The sequence below is a fragment of the Cryobacterium melibiosiphilum genome (assembly GCF_003602235.1).
GTDB lineage: Bacteria > Actinomycetota > Actinomycetes > Actinomycetales > Microbacteriaceae > Cryobacterium > Cryobacterium melibiosiphilum.
In genome coordinates, this window is record NZ_QZVS01000077.1 from 55872 (window position 1) to 74074 (window position 18203).

Here is an 18203-nt window from a genome sequence, read left to right on the forward strand (position 1 = left end):
TTTTTGCACTTCCCGCGCCCGGGAAGTGCACTTATTGCTCACTCGCGTTGCTCACTCGCGGGGAGTGGCGGTGAGCGGGCCCGCCCGCACGATCTCGGTGCTGAGGTCGTCGCATCCGTCGATCTCATTCGGCGTGGCAACGGTGCGCGACACATCCCAGTACGGCGGGGTCACGGCGAGCTCGGTGACCGGAACGATGGGGCAGTCGTAGACGCCGGCCTGCGAGAGGTGCAGCAGGCTGTAAGCGGATGCCCCCGGCGGCATCTCGACGACCCCTTCCGTCTGTCCCGACCCGGTGTCGCGCCCGGCCGCGGCGCCAATGCCCTGACCCGAGCTCATGAGCTGCACCTGAGGGTACCCGGTCAGGGTGCATACGGTGTCGCTCGTGTTGGTCATCGACAAATTCCAATAAAACTGGCTCATGCCGCTGTCCATCGGCCGCGATTCGAGGGCGAAGGCGAGCTGGCCCGCGTCACACTCGCCGTTCGGGCCGATTTTCCAGGTGTCGGTGGACCCCGTGTTCGAGCCGGCCGGAGAGGAGGTGGGCGCCGGCGCGGGCGTCGAAGTGCTGCTGGGAGCCGGGGTGGGGGCCGCGGATGACGCTGCCGTCGTGCCCGGCGCTGCCGGCCCCGCGCAGCCCGCCAGCACCGCAATCGTCATGGCGCCCAGAAGAGAAGTCCCGATCGTGCGTATTTTCCCCATCCCCCACTCAACCACACCCGCGCCGCACCGGCCGCAAACTTTCGCGAGTGAGCAATAAATGCACTTCCCACGCTCGGGAAGTGCATTTATTGCTCACTCGCGGGGGATGACCGAGGGTGCAGCCCCGGGCAAGCGGATGCCGCGGGACTCCATGAAGGGCGCCGCATCGACCCGAATCCCCCCGAGGCGCACCTCGAAGTGCAGGTGGCAGCCCGTGGAGGCGCCGGTGCTGCCGACCGCGGCGATCACCTGCCCGGCCGCGACCTGGTCCCCGACGGCCACGCGCGTCGACCCGGTCGCGACGTGGGCGTAGCCGGTGGCGACGCCGTCGCCGTGGTCGATCAGGATCCAATTTCCGTAACTACCGACCTCGCCGACCGCGGCGACAATGCCGGAGGTTGCCGCAGAGACGCCCGCGCCGCAGGCAGCTCCCAGATCGGTGCCATAGTGCACGGCGCTCACCCCGGCAAGCGGCCGGTCCGGTCGGGGGCCGTAGCCGCTCGTGACGCGGCCGACCGCGGGCAGCGCCCAGCCCTGATCGCTGAGCAGTCCGGCATCCGCTGCCGAGAGCAAGGAGGCGAGCGTGATGCCGGCGTTCAAGACACCGTCACTCGGGAAGAGTGCGGCGCTCAGGGAGAGTTCGGATCCGAGCGCCAACAGCCGGCCGCGGCTCGCATCGGCCTGGGCGGTGGCGTCGACCAGTCGCGCGGCCGCTGCGCTGACCACGTCCTGGTTCAGGGCGGCGGTGAGTCGGGCGTCTTGCTCGGCGAGGTCGTCGGCACGTTCCCGGTCGGCGACGACCCGTGCCCGCACGGTGGTGATGTTTTCGGTCAGGGTGTCCAGGCGTTCCAGCGCCCCGAGCCGGTAGAGCAGGTTGGCGTCGGCGTCTCCGTCGAGCAGGGCATCGACCGTGGCGGTACCGGATTTGCCCTGGGCCATCGCCCGAACCAGTGTCGCCAGAGAATTCTGCGAGGCCGTTGCCGTGCGGGCCGCGGAGCCGGCGAGTCGGTGGACGAGACCGTACTGGCTGACCGCCGTGTCGTAGTCCGCGCGCACGTCGGCGTCGGCGCGGGTCGCCACCTCCACCACGGCCAGCGCCGCGTCGTATTCGTCCAGGGCGGTCATGATGCGCGCCGTTCGGGCCGCGGATGCCCGCTCCGCCTCCGCCGCGCGATCGGCGGCACTCTGCGCGGCACGCTCGGCAGCGACGATGGCCGCGCGCAACGTGAACTCGGCCGGCAGCTGCACGGCCTGAGGGATCGGGTCGGCCTGAGGCTCGAATGGTGCTGACGGGGCGGGGAGGGGCAGGATACTGGGCAGGATACGGGGGAGGCTCGGTGGAGTCGAAGTCGGGGACGGAGCCGGAGTTGGGGTTGGGGTCGGCGGAGGTAACGCTTCGCTTGCGGGCGTGGGCGTGGGCGTGGGCGTGGGCGTCGACGTAGGCGTAGGCGTAGGCGTAGGCGTAGGCGTAGGTGTAGGTGTCACCTCGGCGCCAGGGCCAGCGGACGGCTCAGGACTCGAAGGAGAAATCGGAGTAGAACTCGCAGTGGGCTCCGCTGTGGCTGTGGCTGTGGCTGTGGCTGTGGCTGTCGGGCCGGGCGCGGGTTCAGCGAGGGTCGCGTCACTGGCCGTGATTTCCGCGGCGCTCGCTGACATCATCCCGAGCGCGGGGCCGAACACCACCCCAAAAGCCAGCAACACCGCCAGTGCTTTCGCCCACGCAGCCGCCCGGGCCGGAGCAAGGCGACGAAAACTCAGTTTCGAGAGCACTCGCAACCCCACTCCGTTGTGAACCGACTCGGCTGGGTCGGCGGCGACAGTATTGCAGTCGAAGTGCGGCCTCACAACCGCGACACGTCAGGTCGCCCCAAAACGGGGGTGAAGGCCGCGCGGGCTAGGCGCCGAGGTGTTGGTGCAGGAACGTCGCGACCCGGGAGCGCATCGCCTCGTCGAGGATTCCGATCGAGTGCAGCGCGCCGGGCACGGTCACCAGTTCATGGTCGATGTCGAGGTCGGCGAGGGCCTCCGCATAGTCCGTGGACTGCAGCAGGGGCACGTACTCTTCCTCGGACGTTCCGATGAATACGGGCGGGTCAGTGCGGTCGAGTGCATCAGCGACGGATGCCTCGGCCGCCGCGTCGCAGTCCTGCAGCGAGTCGCAGCCCACGTACTCCCGGGCAATCTGTTGCAGGCTGTCGCTCGCGCCGATCGAGACGAGCCCCTCGTAGGTGAGGTCGACGGGTCCGGAGAGTGCGGCAACCGCCGCGACGCGCGCCCCCTCGGTGAGTGACCCGGATCCGGTCGCGCCCAGTACGGCCGCAAGATTGGCGCCGGCGGAACCTCCGAACACGCCGATCCGATCGGGGTCGATGCCGTATTCCTCGGCGTTGTCCGCGCTGCGCATCCAGTTCACGGCCGCGGTCAGGTCGTCGAGTGCCGCCGGAAATACGACGTCGGGCACCAGTCGGTAGTTCACCGAATACGCGACGAAACCTTCGCTCGCGAGCCACTCGCAGACCGCACGCCAGTCGCTGTTGGCCTTGTCGCCGCGGGCCCAGCTGCCGCCGTGAATCGAGAGCACCGCGGGAAGCAGTTCCGCGCTCGCGTCGTCGTCACTCTCCGCATCGGTGTCGGTGTCGTCGCTCGCGGCCCCGGCGTTTGCGGGCTCGGTGGGCGTGGCCGGGGCATCCGTGGTCTCGGTCGGAGCGGTGCTGGCCGCGGCGGCCGGGACTGCGGTCGGGCTCGGCGTGGGCTGGGCGGGCGAACACACGTCGAGGGTGAGGGGTGTTCCGTCGAGCTCGGTGGCGTACTCCACATCTTCGTCGACCCGCACGTCGCCGGCGGGCACGAAGGTGCGGATGCCGATAATCGCGGGGGTCAGCAGCTCGCTGGCCTCGTCGCTGCGGTCGTCGGGGCGCAGATCGGAGAGCTGGGTGTGAAAACCGGCCAACAGCATGGTCGCCACGATCGCGACGGCACCCACCACGAGCATGGTACGCAGGCGGTGCCGGCCCGAAGGGCGGGGGCGAGTGGTCACGGATCTCCGGGGGCGAGCGGTCGGGCCGCTGGCGCTGCGGTGTGCCCTGAGAATACGCCCGCCGCTCGCCCGCGCCGAATCGCAGGCGAGCGCGACGACGAGCGTGCAACGCTCGGCCGAGCCTGACCCGGTCAGGCTTAGCCCTGGCGAGCCTTGGCGCGCGGGTTCAGCTTGTTGATCACGAACACCCGGCCGCGGCGGTGCACTACCTGGGATCCGGGCACCAGCTTGAGCCTTTTGAGCGAATTGCGAACCTTCATCGTGTCTCCTTCGATTTCTTATTGATAATCACTATCAATTAGGCTAGCAGGCATGCAAACAGAAGATTTCCTCAGGGTCAATGTGGTGAGCGGCCTTCCCGGCGCGGGAAAGTCATCCGTCGCCCGTGCCCTGGGCGGCACCGCGATTCACCCGCGGGCGCTCATGCCCGATGATGCCGACACTCTGGCCGCCAGTCCCCTCGCCGCCGCGCCGTGGCAGGCCTGGCAGGGCAGCGCGGTGCCCGGCGTGCGCGAGGTCTTCGTCGAGGCTCATCCCTCGATCGGCCCGCTCGAAGTCGCGAGCTTTCTCGCCCCCGACCGCAATGAGCAGCGCGGCGCGGCCAGCGTGCGCCTCGGCGACCTCGTCACCGTGCTCGATGCCTCGCGTTTCTGGGAGGACCTGCAGAGCGACGCGAGCGACGGTTCGCTGCCCGTTCATGAGGCAGCGGATGTCGGCGCTTTCAACGATCCCGCCCCCTCCGACCGCACCCGAGGCGATGCGCTCATCGAGCAGATCGAGTGGGCGAGCGTCGTCGTGATTAACAAGAGCGACCTCGTGCGACGCGTGGAGTGTGGCGACATTCGCGACTTCGTGCGGCTGCTCAACCCCTCGAGTTTCATCGTCTTCGCCATTCACGGAGAGGGGGCCGCCGCGTCGTGGCCAGCGCCCCGGCGCGACATGCACGCCTGGCTGGCGCGCAGTCCCGGCTGGGTGCGCCAGTTGAACGGTGATGCGCTGCTCTCGCAGAGCCCGCAGGGACTCTCCTGTGTCGTCTACCGCGACGTGCGCCCCTTTCACCCGGCCCGGCTCGCGCACTTCTTCGCGAACCGTTCGGGGGAGTCCGGCGATATCCTGCGCTCGCGGGGGCTGTTCCGGCTCGCGTCCCGGCCGGGCGTCGTGGGGTCGTGGAGCAGTGTCGGCGGCACGATCACCTTCGAGCCGACCGGCATGCTCACCAACGACCCCGATTCCCCCTGGGGGCAGGAGATCGCCTTCTTCGGCCGTAACCTCGACGTGAACCGACTCACCCGCAACCTCAACGAGTGCTTGCTGAACGACGCCGAGTTTCTGGCGGGGCCCACGCAGTGGTGCGCGACGCCGGATCCGTTCCCGGCCTGGGACCTGCAGCACCGACACTGATCCGGGCGGCACTGATTCAGACGGCATTGATCGGATTGCCACAATTTTGGCACCAAAGCGTGACATTGTGCCCGTTGTCCGGTAGCGTAAACAAGTCGGCTCTTGACACTGCGCTTTCTTCACGTGTGCGCAGATGGGTTTGTAAGTCAAGTTGGGCCGGTTTCCCAGTAATCCGCTGGTGAAAAATCACTGTATGTGAACGGCCCCGGCCATAGACTGCCCGGGTTCTCAGATCGTCGCATGTGCGACGTTGTTCTGCCATGTACTGAACATAACCCAGGAACATTTCTATGCCTCAGAGCAAGAATCCCGCCGTCGGCGGTAAGAATTACGACCCGAAGTACTCTGCAAAGGGCGCCCCGAACCGGGGTGGCTCGAACAATCAGGGCAGCAAGAGCCCCGGTCACCGCGGCTTCCGCGCTGACGAGGGTGCGCCCAAGAAGGCCCGCTGGAACGCCGATGAGCGTGCCGCGAAGGCAAACGATCGTCCCGCCTACGGAGACCGCCCCGCCTATGGCGCCGGCCGCTCCGAGCGCCCGGCGACCGGTGCCCGCACCGAGCGCCCCGCCTACAACAACGACCGTCCGGCCCGCTCGAACGACCGTCCCTCTTATGGTGACCGTAACAACAGTGCTCCCCGTGGCGACCGTCCGTCGTACGGCGACCGCAACGACCGTCCGGCCCGCTCGAACGACCGTCCCTCTTATGGTGACCGTAACAACAGTGCTCCCCGTGGCGACCGTCCGTCGTACGGCGACCGCAACGACCGTCCGGCCCGTTCCAACGACCGGCCCTCGTACGGTGACCGCGCCCCGCGCACGGACCGTCCTGCCTACAACAACGACCGCAACAACGAACGCCCGTCCTACGGCGACCGCAACAGCGCCCCGCGCACCGAGCGTCCGTCCTACGGCGACCGTGCCCCGCGCACCGAGCGCCCGGCCTACAACAACGACCGCCCGTCTTACGGCGACCGCAGCAGCGCGCCCCGCACCGAGCGTCCCTCGTACGGTGACCGCAGCGAGCGTCCCGCCCGCACCGAGCGTCCGTCCTACGGCGACCGCGCCGAGCGCGCTCCCCGCAGCTTTGAGGACCGCGCCCCGCGCCGTTCCAACGACGACCGCCCGCCCCGCCGCGATTTCGGTAACGACCGCCCCTCGCGTTCGGACGACGGCGACAGCAAGTTCTACCCGAAGCGCAGCGAAAACGGCGCCAAGCCGACCTTCGCCGGTGGCGACGACGTCGTCCTTGAGCGCCTCGAAGCCATCGCGACGACGGCATCCGATGTCGTCGGCGTCACCTTCGGTGACCTGGGCCTCGGCGAGAACATCGTGCGTGAGCTCGCCGCCCTCGGCGCTCCGTCACCGTTCCCGATCCAGGCCGCCACGATCCCCGACGTGCTCGCCGGCCGCGACGTGCTCGGCCGTGGCAAGACCGGTTCCGGCAAGACGATCGCCTTCGGCGCTCCGCTGGTCGAGAAGCTGATGGAGAACAACGGCGCCAAGGACCGCAAGATGGCCCGCAAGCCCCGCGCGCTCATCCTCGCCCCGACCCGTGAGCTCGCGCTGCAGATCGACCGTACCGTGCAGCCCATCGCCCGCAGCGTCGGCCTCTTCACCACCCAGATCTACGGCGGAGTGCCGCAGTACCGCCAGGTCAGCGCCCTCCAGCGCGGCGTGGACATCATCATCGGCACCGCCGGCCGCATCGAAGACCTCATCGATCAGGGTCGCCTCGACCTGTCCGAAGTTGTCGTCACCGTGCTCGACGAGGCCGACTACATGTGCGACCTCGGGTTCCTCGAGCCCGTGCAGCGCATCCTGCGTCAGACCAAGAAGGGCGGCCAGAAGCTGCTCTTCTCCGCCACCCTCGACAAGGGCGTCGCCTCGCTGGTCAAGGAATTCCTGACCAACCCGGCCGTGCACGAGGTCGCCGGTGAAGACCAGGCCTCCTCCACGATCGACCACCGCGTTCTCGTCATCGAGCACCGCGACAAGAGCCGCATCATCGAAGAGCTCGTCAACCGCGACGGCAAGACGCTCATCTTCAGCCGCACCCGTGCCTACGCCGAGCAGCTCGCCGAGCAGCTCGAAGACGCCGGCGTGAAGGCCACCAGCCTGCACGGTGACCTGAACCAGGCCCGCCGTACCCGCAACCTGCAGATGCTCACGAGCGGCCGGGTCAATGTTCTCGTCGCCACCGACGTCGCGGCTCGCGGAATCCACGTGGACGACATCGACCTGGTCATCCAGGCCGACGCGCCCGACGAGTACAAGACCTACCTGCACCGCTCGGGCCGTACGGGCCGCGCGGGCAAGACCGGAACCGTCGTCACGCTCATCCCGAAGCAGCGCAAGCGCCGCATGGACGAGCTGCTCGACCGTGCCGAGATCGAGGCCAGCTACATGTCGGCCGGCCCCGGTGATGCTGCCATCCAGGAGCTCGCCAACGTCTAACTAGACGCGCACGCACAACAGGGCACCCGCCGATCGGCGGGTGCCCTGTTGTATGCCCGGCGCCTGCGGGTCCTCCCGAACTGGGGCCACGCGCAGGCTCGAACGCGCCTCGTGGCTATGTATTGCCACATAAACTGGACGGGGCGAGCTCCGCTCCGCTCGTTGAGGCATGCTCGCATGACCGGCGCTGGCACAGATCAAAGGCAATCATGGCGAACTTCTTCACCCGCATCCGCGAGGGCAGCATCGCGCTGGCCCTTACCGTTGCGGCCGTCCTGACCTTCGGGGCGCTCACGGCGGCTCCGGCCACGGCCGTGGGGGAGGATGCCGCGGCAACCACCACAGCGACGACCACCGAGAACCTGACAATCTCGGGCACGGTCACCGGCGAGACGCCGGATGGCATCGTTGCGGTCGCTGGAGCATACGTCTCCGTAAGCGATTCACAAGGGAGCGTGCCATCTGCAAGCGCAGTGACGGATAACGATGGTCGCTACGTGATCACTGGGCTAACCTCCGATATCGACTCTTTGAGGGTTTTTGCGCCGTATTCGCAGGGCGGGTTCGGACTTCTGAATTCGCTGTATAACAGTGTGAATTTCAATGCCGCTGACATCACGGTCAACGCCGTCCTCAAGCAGGGCAGCATGGTCTCCGGAGTAGTGTCGAAGAATATTCAGGGCGTGACAACACCGGCTGAGGGAATCCCCGTCACGGTGCTCGACGCAGTAGGAACTTATTGGTCCATCGACCGGGCATACACGGCCTCCGACGGCTCATATTCGGTGGGTTCGCTGCCAGCTGGAAACTACAAAGTGAGCTTTGGCGGGAACGGATCAGCGACAGGGTTTGCCCCGGTCTACTACGGCAACGCCGCGACTCGTGACAGTGCGGAGACAATCGTTGTTCCCGACGCTGGCGAGGTTCCAAACATCGACGCTACCGTGATGCTCGACGGCACGGCGTACCCTCTCTCGGGCAAACCAACCATCGCCGGCGAGGCCCGCGTGGGCGAGACCCTCAGCGTGACGGGCTCCTGGTTACCGTCTGATGCAGAGCTGAGCTACAGCTGGTATCGGTCTAACGGGAGCTATGCCCTTGTCGGAGAGTCCAGCACGTATACCCTCACCGAGGCCGACCTCGGTAGTGCTTTGAGTGTCCGGATAACCGGCACGGCGGCCGGCTCGGCCCCTTTCCACAGCGACGAAACCGAATTGGTTCAGGCAGCGGAAACAAACTCCACACCGGACCCGAGCGCCACCGCTTCACCAACCCCGACGTCGGCCCCTACCAGGGACGAAACTCGAACCTCGACCGCCACGTCGGTTGTCGGTGCTCAGAGCGACCGGGTGACGATGCCGGCGGCCACGCTCGCCCCGGGGACCAGCATCCCGATCACCGGTGACGGCTTCGCTCCCTTCGAGGTCGTCGAGATCTGGCTGCATTCCAGCCCCGTGCTGCTGGGCACCCTCGTCGCCGACGCCCAAGGCCGAATCAGCGGCAGCTTCATCATGCCGGCCGGAATCCCAACCGGTACCCACCACATCGTCTTTCTCGACGAGAACGGAATCTCCTACACCTCTGCGGCGCTCACCGTGCCGCTGAGTGAAACCGGAGCCAACCTGTCGTCGGGCTCGCTCGCCCTGACCCTCCTGGTGCTCGGTGGCCTGGCGCTGACGATCGCCGCGCGCCGCCGCACCACCGGGGCGCTGAGAAACTCGGCCCTGTAGCGCCAACCACATCGACCCGAAGGGGCATCCACCGCACAGCGGAGGGTGCCCCTTCTCTGCATCCCGGCCCCAGACATCCGCGAGTGAGCAATTTATGCACTTCCCGAGCACGGGAAGTGCATAAATTGCTCACTCGCGAGCCGGAGACGTCGCTACTCGGAACGGTTGGAGTGGGCGCCGCCCTGCTCGAACGAAGTAGTCACGCCGCGATAGCGCAGCGCCATCATCATGCCCTCGGCCGCGTGGTCGAGGTTGTGGCAGTGATCCATCCAGATACCGGGGTTGTCGGCCAGAAAGGCGACCTCCCACACCTCCCCGGGCTGCACGTCGAAGGTGTCGAGCCAGAGCGGCGATCCGGAGGCGGGCACGCCGTTGCGGCTGAGCACGAGCACGTGGTGCCCGTGCACGTGCATCGGATGCGTCTCCCAGCCGCGGTTGGCCACGGTCAGCCGCACCACATCACCCTCGGTCACCTCGATGCTGTCGATGTGCGGAAACACGGCGCCGTCAACGGTGTACGCCACGCTGGGCAGGCCGTGCCGAAAGCGCGGCAGCCGGTCGAGCACCATCGATGCGAGCACCGTTCCGGATCCCTCCGGCATCGCCGCTGCCTCCGGCGTACCGTAGCCGAGCAGGTCCAGATCGGGTCCGTCGTGCGGCTCGATCGCGGTGTCGCTTCGGGCCGCCGCTCCCGGTGAGAGGGTGAGTCCGGCGCGCGGGGATGCATCCGTCGTCACCCGAACCGGGCTGTTCGGCATGCTGAGCGTCACATCCAGACGGCCCCCGGCCGGCAGTCGCAGGGCTCGATCCTCGATCGCGGTCGGCCTGTTGAGGTCGCGCCCATCGACCGCCGCAACCTCGAACGCGGTCCCCGTCACGCGAAAGCGTCGCGGCACCTGGTCGGTGTTGATCAAGCGGATGCGCACCCTCGCCCCGGCCGCAACCGCCCGCCGCTGCTCGGTGGTCGCGTCCCCCATCAGCAGTGCGCCGCCGAGCGCGTGCACCGGCAGCGCGAGGTCGACTGCCTCGGCGATTCCGCCGCGCGGCAGCACCACGAGGGTGCCGTACAGGCCGCGCTGCACCCCCTCGGCGGAGGCCTGGTGGGTGTGGTACCAGTACGTTCCCGGGTCGTCGGCGGTGAACCGGTAGGTGAAGCTCTCGCCCGGGAGCACCGCATTTTGGGTGACGCCGGCCACGCCGTCCTCGCCGTTCGGAACGTCATATCCGTGCCAGTGGATCGTCACCCCGGCGCCGATGTCCCGGTTGGCGAGGGTCACCTCGACCAGATCGCCCTCGGTGACGCGCACCTCGGGCCCGGGCACGGAGCCGTAGCTCCAGGCGTTCACCGTGCCGACGCCCTCGAGGGTCACGACTTGCTGCTGCGCGGTCAGCGCGAACCGTTTCACGTCGCCGGTCGGCGATGCCTCCGCGGGGGTCCGCAGGTCGGCCACCGACACCACCGACCCGGCCGGAGTGGTCGCTGCCGCAGCCTCACCCGCGTGCGCCGCATGGGCTGCGGCGAGGGAGCCTGGTGCGGCGACGTCGCCGAGCCAGGCGCTGCCGACGGATGCGCCCACCACCAACGCGGTCAGCCCGGCGACCCCCACCAGCAGTCGCCGGCCCAGCCCGGCGAGGATCACATAACTGAGCCAGGTTGCGAGGGTCGTGAGCAGCAGCAGGGTGGCGGCCGCACCGAGGGTCAGCGGGTAGCCGACCAGCTGTCGGGCGGCGAGTCCGGCCACGCTCGCCGCGCACGCGGACACCACCGCGGTCGTGACGGATGCCCGAGAACCGGACGCCGAGCGCCCACGGGCGATTCGCACCAGCGCCGGCCCGGCCAGCAGCGCCGCGGCGACCGTGGCCACCAGCGTCACGGGCAGCGCAAAAACCACCTTCTCCTGCACGAACCACCAGCCACGCGTGGACAGCAGAACAACCACGGCCGCCTGGGCGAGCAACGCGAGGATGCCCGAGGCGATCAAGGCGAGCGCGTGTCGGGCGCGACGACGCCGCGCCGCGTCGGCCGCGGCATCCGTCGGCGCGCCCGAAGCCAACGTGCCCGCGGCGAGAACTCCCGCGGCCAGCCAGCAGGCGACCGTGGCGGTCGCCGTGACGAGGTCGAGGGCGATGAGCTGGGTGGTGGTCATGGCCGGCCCGGAGAATCGATCAGCGTGGCGGGCTCAGCCGGGCCGACTCACTCGTCGTCCCGGGTAGCGCGGCGGCCCCTCTCGGACGCAGGCTGGACCGGCTCGGACCGTACGGGCTCGGACCGGACCGGCTCAGCCGACCGTGCCGCGGCGTCGGTTACGCCGACGGGCGCCGACGCGCCGACGAGGGCCGGTTCCCCGCCGGCCCCCTGCCGCGGAAACGCCCCCGGCCACGACCGGCGAATCAGCATGGTCGCGACGAAGAAGGCCGTCAGCCCGACAATCGCGTGCAGGGCGATGACGAGGGTCGCCGCGAGCGGAATCACCTGGTCTTCCTCCGTCAGGCCGAACGCGGCCCCAACCACGATGAACAGCACGGTCTGGAACAGCACGAGTATCAGCGGCAGCGCGCTGAGCCAGATGACCCGGCGGCCGGCGCGGGCGAAGACGGCGGCGAGCAGCACCAGCAGGGCCAGGATCGGCAATACGATGCGGCCGTTGGTGCCGTGAAGCGCGAAGAGTTCGTCCTCGGGGTCGCTGAAGACGCCGACGGCGGCGAGGTAGAACTGAAGAACGAGAGACGCGGTCAGAAGTACGGACAGCACAGCGAAAACTTTGCGCATGGGAGGATCTCCCTTCAAAAGATACGAGCACGCCAGAAGGACACTCGCAGCGGCAACGGATGTTTCCCCCATTGTGGCCCGACCCACGGCTCCCATCCAGAGCCCGTGCGTTTTCGCGAGTGAGCAGTTTATGCACTTCCCGAGCTCGGGAAGTGCATAAACTGCTCACTCGCGAGATTTCGGGGGCTAGGCGGTCGGGCGCGGCCAGATGAACGTGCGAAACGACGAGTCGAAGAGGGAGGCATCGAAGACCGAGAAGACACTGCTCACGATGCGATCGCCGGCGCGAAAGGCGACCGCTTCGTATCCGCTGCAGATCGAGTATCGGGCCGCGAGCTTGGTGCCGTCCACCCGCACCACCACGCGTTCCCAGTCCGGCACCGGCTCGGTGACCTCGCGGGTGTCGAAGCGCACCCGATCCAGCACGTGGCTCGCCGCGAGGCGTTCCACGCTCGCCCAGGAGGTGTCGTCGGGCCGCAAGAAGGTGCGCACCGCGCCCGTCAATCCCCGGCCGTGCTCCGCGCCACCGCGAATTTCGTAGCTCACGTCGACGAAGTCGATCGGGTCAGCTGTGTTCAGGCTCGGCAGCTCGAGTGCGCCCTCACTGATTCCGGCCTGCACTTCGAGCGCTGCGATCCGACCGAGTCGTGGTGGCGTCGGCCGCACGAAGTCATCTCCGACGGGGCGGTAGTTGGCCATGGTTCATGCTTGCACAGAGCCGCCGCCCGTGGGGGGCTCGGGCATCCCCAGTTGGTGAATTTCTCGCTCTTGCCGCGCACTCCGCCATCTGCCAGAATTACTTTCCGAACGGTCGGTTGCTTATTCGCTCGTCCGCGCGATCGTCGGGAGACGGCCGGTCGGGGCGTACCGTGAGTCTGCAACCCGTCTCGACGCCGACGACCTGGAGGAACACTCATGACCACAACAGGACTGGAAATCGGCGACCGCGGCGAAGACGGCGTGCCCGACCGCGTGGGCGTGCTCGGCGGCGGCCGCATGGGCGCGGGCATCGCCCACGCCTTCCTCCTGGCCGGCGCGCACCTCACCCTCGTCGAACGAAATTCCCTCGAAGCGGATGCCGCCCGCGAACGCCTCCTGCGCGTCATCGCCGCGAGCATCACTCGGGGCGCAACCGGGGAAACCCTCGCCGAGCTCAGCGACCGCCTCGTCGTCGGCGTCGATTGTGACCTGTTCGGCGACCGCGACCTGGTCGTGGAGGCGATTCCCGAGCAGCTCGAACTCAAGGTGGATGCCCTGCGGCGCATCGAAGCCGTTCTCTGCGACAGCGCCGCGCTGGCCAGCGCCACGTCCTCGATCTCCATCAACGCCCTCGCGGCAGAACTCGATCGGCCCGCCCAGTTTCTCGGGCTGCATTTTTTCAACCCGGTGCCGGCATCCGCCCTTGTCGAAATCGTCGTGGGCACCTTCACGAGCCACGAGCTGGCGGCGGATGCCCAGGCCTGGGCCGTCGCGCTCGGCAAAACGCCGATCACGGTCAGCGACGCCCCCGGTTTCGCGTCGTCGAGGCTCGGACTCGCCCTCGGCCTGGAGGCGATCCGCATGCTCGAAGACGGCGTGGCTTCCGCCGAGGATATCGACGCCGCCATGGTGCTCGGCTACAAACACCCGGTCGGCCCGCTGAAACTGACCGACCTCGTCGGCCTCGACGTGCGCCTCGGCATCGCCGAATACCTGCACGCGCAGCTCGGCGCCCGCTTCGAACCGCCGGCCCTGCTGCGCCGGCTCGTCGCCGAGGGCAAACTCGGCCGCAAGTCCGGCCAGGGTTTTTATGCCTGGCCGGAAACCAGCCGCGTGCTGCGCGACGCCCGGAGCGCACGATGACACCGAGTCCTCTCCGTGCTGTGCTGCCGAGCTACCTCGAGGGGGCCTGGTGCACCCCCTCCGCCGCTGCCGTCACCGCGTCCCCGCCTGCCCTCGTGCTCGATGCCTCAACCGGTGAACTCGTCACCCGGGTCAGCGCCGCCGGCCTCGACCTCGGCTCGGCACTCGACTACGCCCGCACGGTCGGCCAGGCCGCGCTCGGCGAACTCACCTTCCACCAGCGCGCAATGCGGCTCAAGCAGATGGCGCTGCTCCTCACCGAGAAAAAACCCGAGCTCTACGCCCTCTCCAGCCGCACGGGAGCGACCACGATCGACTCGACGGTCGACATCGACGGCGGAATCGGCGTGCTGTTCACGTATTCCTCGAAGGGCCGCCGCGACCTGCCCAACGCGCACGTCTATGTCGACGGCCCGGTCGAACCGCTCTCCAAGGACGGCTCCTTTCTCGCTCGGCACGTGTACACCCGCCTCCCCGGCGTCGCGGTGCAGATCAACGCCTTCAACTTTCCGGTCTGGGGAGCCCTCGAGAAGTTCGCCCCCGCCTTCCTCGCGGGCATGCCCACCCTTGTCAAACCCGCGACGCCGTCGGGCTACGTCACCGAAGCCGTCGTGCGCATCCTCGTCGACTCCGGCCTGCTGCCCGCCGGTTCGCTGCAGCTGGTCTCCGGCAGCGTGCCGACCCTGTTCGACGAGGTGCGCCTCGGAGACCTCGTCGCCTTCACCGGTTCCGCGTCGACCGCCGAGAAACTCCGCGCGAACGATTCCGTCCAGACCGGCGGCGTGCGGTTCACCATCGAGACCGACTCCGTCAACGCGTCCGTGCTCGGCCCTGATGCCGTGGCCGGTACGCCGGAATTCGACGCCTTCGTGCGGCAGGTCGTCACCGAGATGACGGTCAAGGCCGGCCAGAAGTGCACCGCGATTCGCCGGGTGATCGTGCCGGCTTCAGGCGTCGACGACGTCATCGCTGCCGTGCGCGCCCGAATCGAGGCCCGAATCGTGCTCGGCGACCCTCGCGTGCCGGGCGTGACCATGGGCCCCCTCGCCTCGATCGCCCAGCGCGACGAGGTGCTGCGCCAGGTCTCCCGGCTCATCGAGGCGGGCGGCGAGCTCGTCATCGGCACGACGGATGCCCCGCCCATCACCCGCGCGAACGGAACCACTGCGGCCGCCCCCGCCGGCGCCTTCGTGGCACCGATGCTCCTGCACTTCGCTGACGCCCAGGCTGCCGCGGTGCACGAGGTCGAGGCCTTCGGCCCGGTTGCGAGCATCCTCGGCTACGACACCCTCGCCGAGGCGATCGACCTCGTGCGCCGCGGCGGCGGATCGCTCGTCACGAGCATCGCGACCCATGACCCTCGGGTCGCCGTGGAGCTGACGACCGGGATTGCCGCCTTCAACGGCCGAGTGCTCCTGCTCGACCGCGACGACGCCCGCACCTCCACCGGGCACGGCTCGCCGCTGCCGCAACTCGTGCACGGCGGCCCCGGCCGGGCCGGCGGCGGCGAGGAGCTCGGCGGCATCCGCGCGGTGCTGCACCACATGCAGCGCACCGCGATTCAGGGTTCCCCCGAGATGCTCACCGCCCTCACCGGCATCTGGCACCAGGGCGCCGCCGCGCAGACCGGCGCGCGGCATCCGTTTCGCAAGAGCCTCGCCGAGCTGAAACTCGGCGATCAGATCGGGTCGGATGCCCGCACCGTCACCCTTGACGACATCGAGCACTTCGCCGAGTTCACCGGCGACACCTTTTACGCCCATATGAACGAGGAGGCCGCGGCGGCCAACCCGTTCTTCCCCGGCCGAGTCGCCCACGGCTACCTGCTCGTGTCCTGGGCCGCCGGCTTGTTCGTCGACCCGGCGCCGGGCCCGGTGCTCGCCAACTACGGCCTCGAAAACCTGCGCTTCGTGACTCCGGTGTCCCCGGGGGACAGTATCCGGGTCACCCTGACGGCCAAGCAGATCACCCCGCGCGAGACCGACGACTACGGCGAAGTGCGCTGGGACGCCGTGCTCACCAACCAGAAGGGTGAGCTCGTCGCGAGCTACGACGTGCTCACCCTCGTCGCCCAGCACTGATCGTCCCGGCAGAACGCACGGCCGGCGGCACCGGATGCCGCGGCGTCAGTTCGCGACGAAATCCCCGCGCGCGGCGCTCACCTCGGCGAGGGTCGGCGGGTTCGCGCCCGTGCGCGACACCGTGATGCCGGCGCACTGCACGGCAAACGACCCGGCCCGCAGCAGCTCGTCGCGCGTGAAGACACCGCCCGCACGCAGCGCCGCCGGCGTCGTGCCGGTCGCGAGCAGGCGCGCCAGATGATGGATCAGCCCGCTCATGAACGAGTCGCCCGCCCCGATCGTGTCGGCCACGTCCACGGTGATTCCGGGGCAGGTGACCCGCTCGGTCGCGGTGGCGAGAATCGCACCGTCGCCGCCGAGGGTCGCGATCACGAGCACCGGGCCGAGGGCGAGCAGGTGGTCGAGCACCTCGTCGACCGTGCGAGCGGGGTAGAGCCAGTGGGCATCCTCGTCGCTCAGCTTCACCACGGTCGACAGCCCCGCGAGATCCTCGACCGTCGCGACGGCATCCGCGTGTGAGTGGAGCAGCGACGGTCGAATGTTCGGGTCGAACGTGACGATGGTGCTGGCGGGGGCCTCGGCGAGCAGGCGGCGGGCATCCGTCGCACCGGGCTCGAGAAACGCTGCGATCGAGCCGAAGTGCAGCAGCGGGGTGGCCGGCAGGAGGTCGACGAAATCGAGCGACCAGTTGATGTTGAAGTCGTAGGTTGCTGCCCCGGCGGCGTCGAGCGTTGCGGTCGCCGTCGAAGTGGCCTCGGTGCACAGGGAACCGGGGTACAGGGCGACCCCCGATTGCTCGATGTGCTCCTGCAGAGCCACGCCCCGCGCATCCGAACCGATGCGCGTCACCAGCTGCACCGGATGCTCGAGCCGGGCCAGCCCGATCGCGACGTTCATGGGGGAGCCCCCTGGATAATCGACGAATCCGTCGGCGGTCGCGACGACGTCGACGAGTGCTTCGCCGACGACAATGAGGGCATCAGGGCTCGAGTTCATTCTGTGAGTGTATTGCCGACGTCCGACAAATGCCGGGCCGCTTCAGACCCGGCGCGCGTCACACCGCGACGCGGGCCGCCGGATCGAGCTGCCAACGATACGGATGCGGGATCGCATCAGCATCGACGTAGTGCACCCCGGCCTCCGGATCGAGCGGCAGCTCGAGGTCGTTGTCTCGGCAGCTGACCTCCCACACCTCTTCGCGGGAGAGCGCTCGAATGTCACCGTCGGTCACGATCCAGCCCCGCACCGCGCGGTAGGGAATGTTGCCGCTGGCCGAGTGATACCGGGCCCCGACCTCCTCCGTGACGAGCAGCAGACTGAACGACCGCGACGCCTCGGCGCCCCGCGTGATGCCCTCGAGCAGGGCGGAATGTTCGACAACCGGCGTGCGCTGCCCGCTCGGGTCGGTATGAAAGCGGATGCTGCGGGTCTCTTCCGCAGCCACCGTCAGCTCGTGCTCCCCACAACCATGACGGGTGCCGACGAGGGCGACCAGCAGCAACTCCTGGTTGTCCGGGCGAACGGTGGTGTGGTCACATCCGCTGCAGGTCAGGCGATACACCGGCAAGGCGTCCTGCGCCGCGTGCTCCGGATTGGGGGACAGTCGGGCTTCCGACTGGCAGTAGGGGCAGGTGATTCGCATGGGTCGGCGCTCCCGGCTTTGGTGGTTCCGTCACATTCCTATCGGTGCGCACGGCCACAGCGCCTCGCGCTTATCGTCCGGGCCCAAACGCGAGATGTCGCCGTCCGAAAGCCCAGTGTGCGCTCACGGTAGCAGTCCGAGTCCACCCCCCGCAGTCCGTCAAAAGGGGGACACGCCCCGGCCTCTCGCTCCCCCGAGGGGTGCCCCCCTCTCGCTGCCCCGAGGGGCGCCCCCTCTCGCTGCCCGAGGGGCGCCCCCCTCTCGCTGGTTGAGCAGGGCGCATGCTTTTCGCGCCCGTGTCGAAACCCGGTGGGCCGGCCCTTGGATTTGGGTGGCGTTGGTGGTGTGGGCCGCGCGGGGGCGTGGCGCCCGCTCCTCGCCACAACTCGCCCCTCCGCGGGCGCCACGCCCCCGCGCTCTTGAGTCCTCGTGTTGGGTGGACCCCGGGCGACACGCCCGGGGTGCGGCTTGTAATTGACCGTTGGTCGGGGGGTGCGTAATGTAATCACACGTACCCCACAGGTTCGGAAAGCTGTTCAGCT

At 68.6% G+C, this 18203-nt stretch carries 14 protein-coding genes; 5 read left to right on the plus strand and 9 right to left on the minus strand.

Annotation, left to right across the window (positions count from 1 at the left end; genetic code table 11):
• Positions 1-51: 51 nt before the first annotated feature.
• From D6T64_RS08245 to D6T64_RS08265, 4 genes are all read right to left on the minus strand, one after another.
• Positions 52-660, minus strand: a complete 609-nt coding sequence (locus D6T64_RS08245; protein ID WP_158594845.1) for a DUF4232 domain-containing protein — start codon at positions 658-660, stop codon at positions 52-54.
• 135 nt (positions 661-795) lie between these two features.
• Positions 796-1950 carry a M23 family metallopeptidase gene (locus D6T64_RS08250; protein ID WP_119974069.1) on the minus strand — a complete coding sequence of 385 codons (1155 nt, stop codon included), beginning with the start codon at positions 1948-1950 and terminating at the stop codon, positions 796-798.
• A gap of 646 nt (positions 1951-2596) precedes the next feature.
• Positions 2597-3739, minus strand: a complete 1143-nt coding sequence (locus D6T64_RS08260; protein WP_147364509.1) for an alpha/beta hydrolase — start codon at positions 3737-3739, stop codon at positions 2597-2599.
• A 137-nt stretch (positions 3740-3876) separates the two neighbouring features.
• Positions 3877-3999: a ribosomal protein bL36 gene (locus D6T64_RS08265; protein WP_119974076.1), complete on the minus strand. Its 123-nt coding sequence runs from the start codon at positions 3997-3999 to the stop codon at positions 3877-3879.
• 52 nt (positions 4000-4051) lie between these two features.
• Here D6T64_RS08265 and D6T64_RS08270 point away from each other — a divergent pair, with 52 nt between their 5' ends.
• The 3 genes from D6T64_RS08270 to D6T64_RS08280 all read left to right on the plus strand — a co-directional run bounded on the left by D6T64_RS08270 (position 4052) and on the right by D6T64_RS08280 (position 9326).
• Positions 4052-5140 carry a GTP-binding protein gene (locus D6T64_RS08270; protein WP_119974079.1) on the plus strand — a complete coding sequence of 363 codons (1089 nt, stop codon included), beginning with the start codon at positions 4052-4054 and terminating at the stop codon, positions 5138-5140.
• A 290-nt stretch (positions 5141-5430) separates the two neighbouring features.
• On the plus strand, positions 5431-7596 hold the full coding sequence (locus D6T64_RS08275; RefSeq protein WP_119974081.1) for a DEAD/DEAH box helicase: 2166 nt from the start codon (positions 5431-5433) through the stop codon (positions 7594-7596).
• Positions 7597-7805: 209 nt separating this feature from the next.
• The gene (locus tag D6T64_RS08280) at positions 7806-9326 is read left to right on the plus strand and encodes a carboxypeptidase-like regulatory domain-containing protein (RefSeq protein WP_119974084.1); all 1521 of its coding nucleotides are present in this window, start codon (positions 7806-7808) and stop codon (positions 9324-9326) included.
• A 152-nt stretch (positions 9327-9478) separates the two neighbouring features.
• On the opposite strand, the gene D6T64_RS08285 is transcribed toward D6T64_RS08280, so the two are convergent.
• The 3 genes from D6T64_RS08285 to D6T64_RS08295 all read right to left on the minus strand — a co-directional run bounded on the left by D6T64_RS08285 (position 9479) and on the right by D6T64_RS08295 (position 12795).
• Positions 9479-11473: a multicopper oxidase family protein gene (locus D6T64_RS08285; RefSeq protein ID WP_119974086.1), complete on the minus strand. Its 1995-nt coding sequence runs from the start codon at positions 11471-11473 to the stop codon at positions 9479-9481.
• A gap of 47 nt (positions 11474-11520) precedes the next feature.
• The gene (locus tag D6T64_RS08290; RefSeq protein ID WP_119974088.1) at positions 11521-12096 is read right to left on the minus strand and encodes a DUF6220 domain-containing protein; all 576 of its coding nucleotides are present in this window, start codon (positions 12094-12096) and stop codon (positions 11521-11523) included.
• Positions 12097-12282: 186 nt separating this feature from the next.
• Positions 12283-12795, minus strand: a complete 513-nt coding sequence (locus tag D6T64_RS08295) for a hypothetical protein (RefSeq protein WP_119974090.1) — start codon at positions 12793-12795, stop codon at positions 12283-12285.
• A gap of 216 nt (positions 12796-13011) precedes the next feature.
• Between D6T64_RS08295 and D6T64_RS08300 the strand changes: the two genes are divergently transcribed.
• Together D6T64_RS08300 and paaZ are read left to right on the plus strand one after the other, a co-directional pair.
• Positions 13012-13938, plus strand: coding sequence for a 3-hydroxyacyl-CoA dehydrogenase family protein (locus D6T64_RS08300; protein WP_119974092.1), 927 nt, complete (start codon positions 13012-13014; stop codon positions 13936-13938).
• Positions 13935-16019 carry a phenylacetic acid degradation bifunctional protein PaaZ gene (gene paaZ / locus D6T64_RS08305; protein WP_119974095.1) on the plus strand — a complete coding sequence of 695 codons (2085 nt, stop codon included), beginning with the start codon at positions 13935-13937 and terminating at the stop codon, positions 16017-16019. The genes D6T64_RS08300 and paaZ overlap by 4 nt, the downstream gene beginning before the upstream one ends.
• Before the next feature lie 45 nt (positions 16020-16064).
• Here paaZ and D6T64_RS08310 read toward each other — a convergent pair whose 3' ends face one another.
• On the minus strand, positions 16065-17015 hold the full coding sequence (locus D6T64_RS08310; RefSeq protein WP_119974097.1) for a PfkB family carbohydrate kinase: 951 nt from the start codon (positions 17013-17015) through the stop codon (positions 16065-16067).
• 58 nt (positions 17016-17073) lie between these two features.
• Positions 17074-17661, minus strand: a complete 588-nt coding sequence (locus D6T64_RS08315) for a hypothetical protein (RefSeq protein ID WP_119974099.1) — start codon at positions 17659-17661, stop codon at positions 17074-17076.
• Between the last annotated feature and the right edge of the window lie 542 nt (positions 17662-18203).

Bases quoted from the DNA above. Each gene is read 5' to 3' on its own strand.
- D6T64_RS08295 (WP_119974090.1), bottom strand. From the start codon at position 12,795: ATGGCCAACTACCGCCCCGTCGGAGATGACTTCGTGCGGCCGACGCCA.
- D6T64_RS08285 (WP_119974086.1), bottom strand. From the start codon at position 11,473: ATGACCACCACCCAGCTCATCGCCCTCGACCTCGTCACGGCGACCGCC.
- D6T64_RS08265 (WP_119974076.1), bottom strand. From the start codon at position 3,999: ATGAAGGTTCGCAATTCGCTCAAAAGGCTCAAGCTGGTGCCCGGATCC.
- paaZ (WP_119974095.1), top strand. From the start codon at position 13,935: ATGACACCGAGTCCTCTCCGTGCTGTGCTGCCGAGCTACCTCGAGGGG.
- D6T64_RS08270 (WP_119974079.1), top strand. From the start codon at position 4,052: ATGCAAACAGAAGATTTCCTCAGGGTCAATGTGGTGAGCGGCCTTCCC.
- D6T64_RS08310 (WP_119974097.1), bottom strand. From the start codon at position 17,015: ATGAACTCGAGCCCTGATGCCCTCATTGTCGTCGGCGAAGCACTCGTC.
- D6T64_RS08275 (WP_119974081.1), top strand. From the start codon at position 5,431: ATGCCTCAGAGCAAGAATCCCGCCGTCGGCGGTAAGAATTACGACCCG.
- D6T64_RS08245 (WP_158594845.1), bottom strand. From the start codon at position 660: ATGACGATTGCGGTGCTGGCGGGCTGCGCGGGGCCGGCAGCGCCGGGC.
- D6T64_RS08280 (WP_119974084.1), top strand. From the start codon at position 7,806: ATGGCGAACTTCTTCACCCGCATCCGCGAGGGCAGCATCGCGCTGGCC.
- D6T64_RS08290 (WP_119974088.1), bottom strand. From the start codon at position 12,096: ATGCGCAAAGTTTTCGCTGTGCTGTCCGTACTTCTGACCGCGTCTCTC.
- D6T64_RS08300 (WP_119974092.1), top strand. From the start codon at position 13,012: ATGACCACAACAGGACTGGAAATCGGCGACCGCGGCGAAGACGGCGTG.
- D6T64_RS08315 (WP_119974099.1), bottom strand. From the start codon at position 17,661: ATGCGAATCACCTGCCCCTACTGCCAGTCGGAAGCCCGACTGTCCCCC.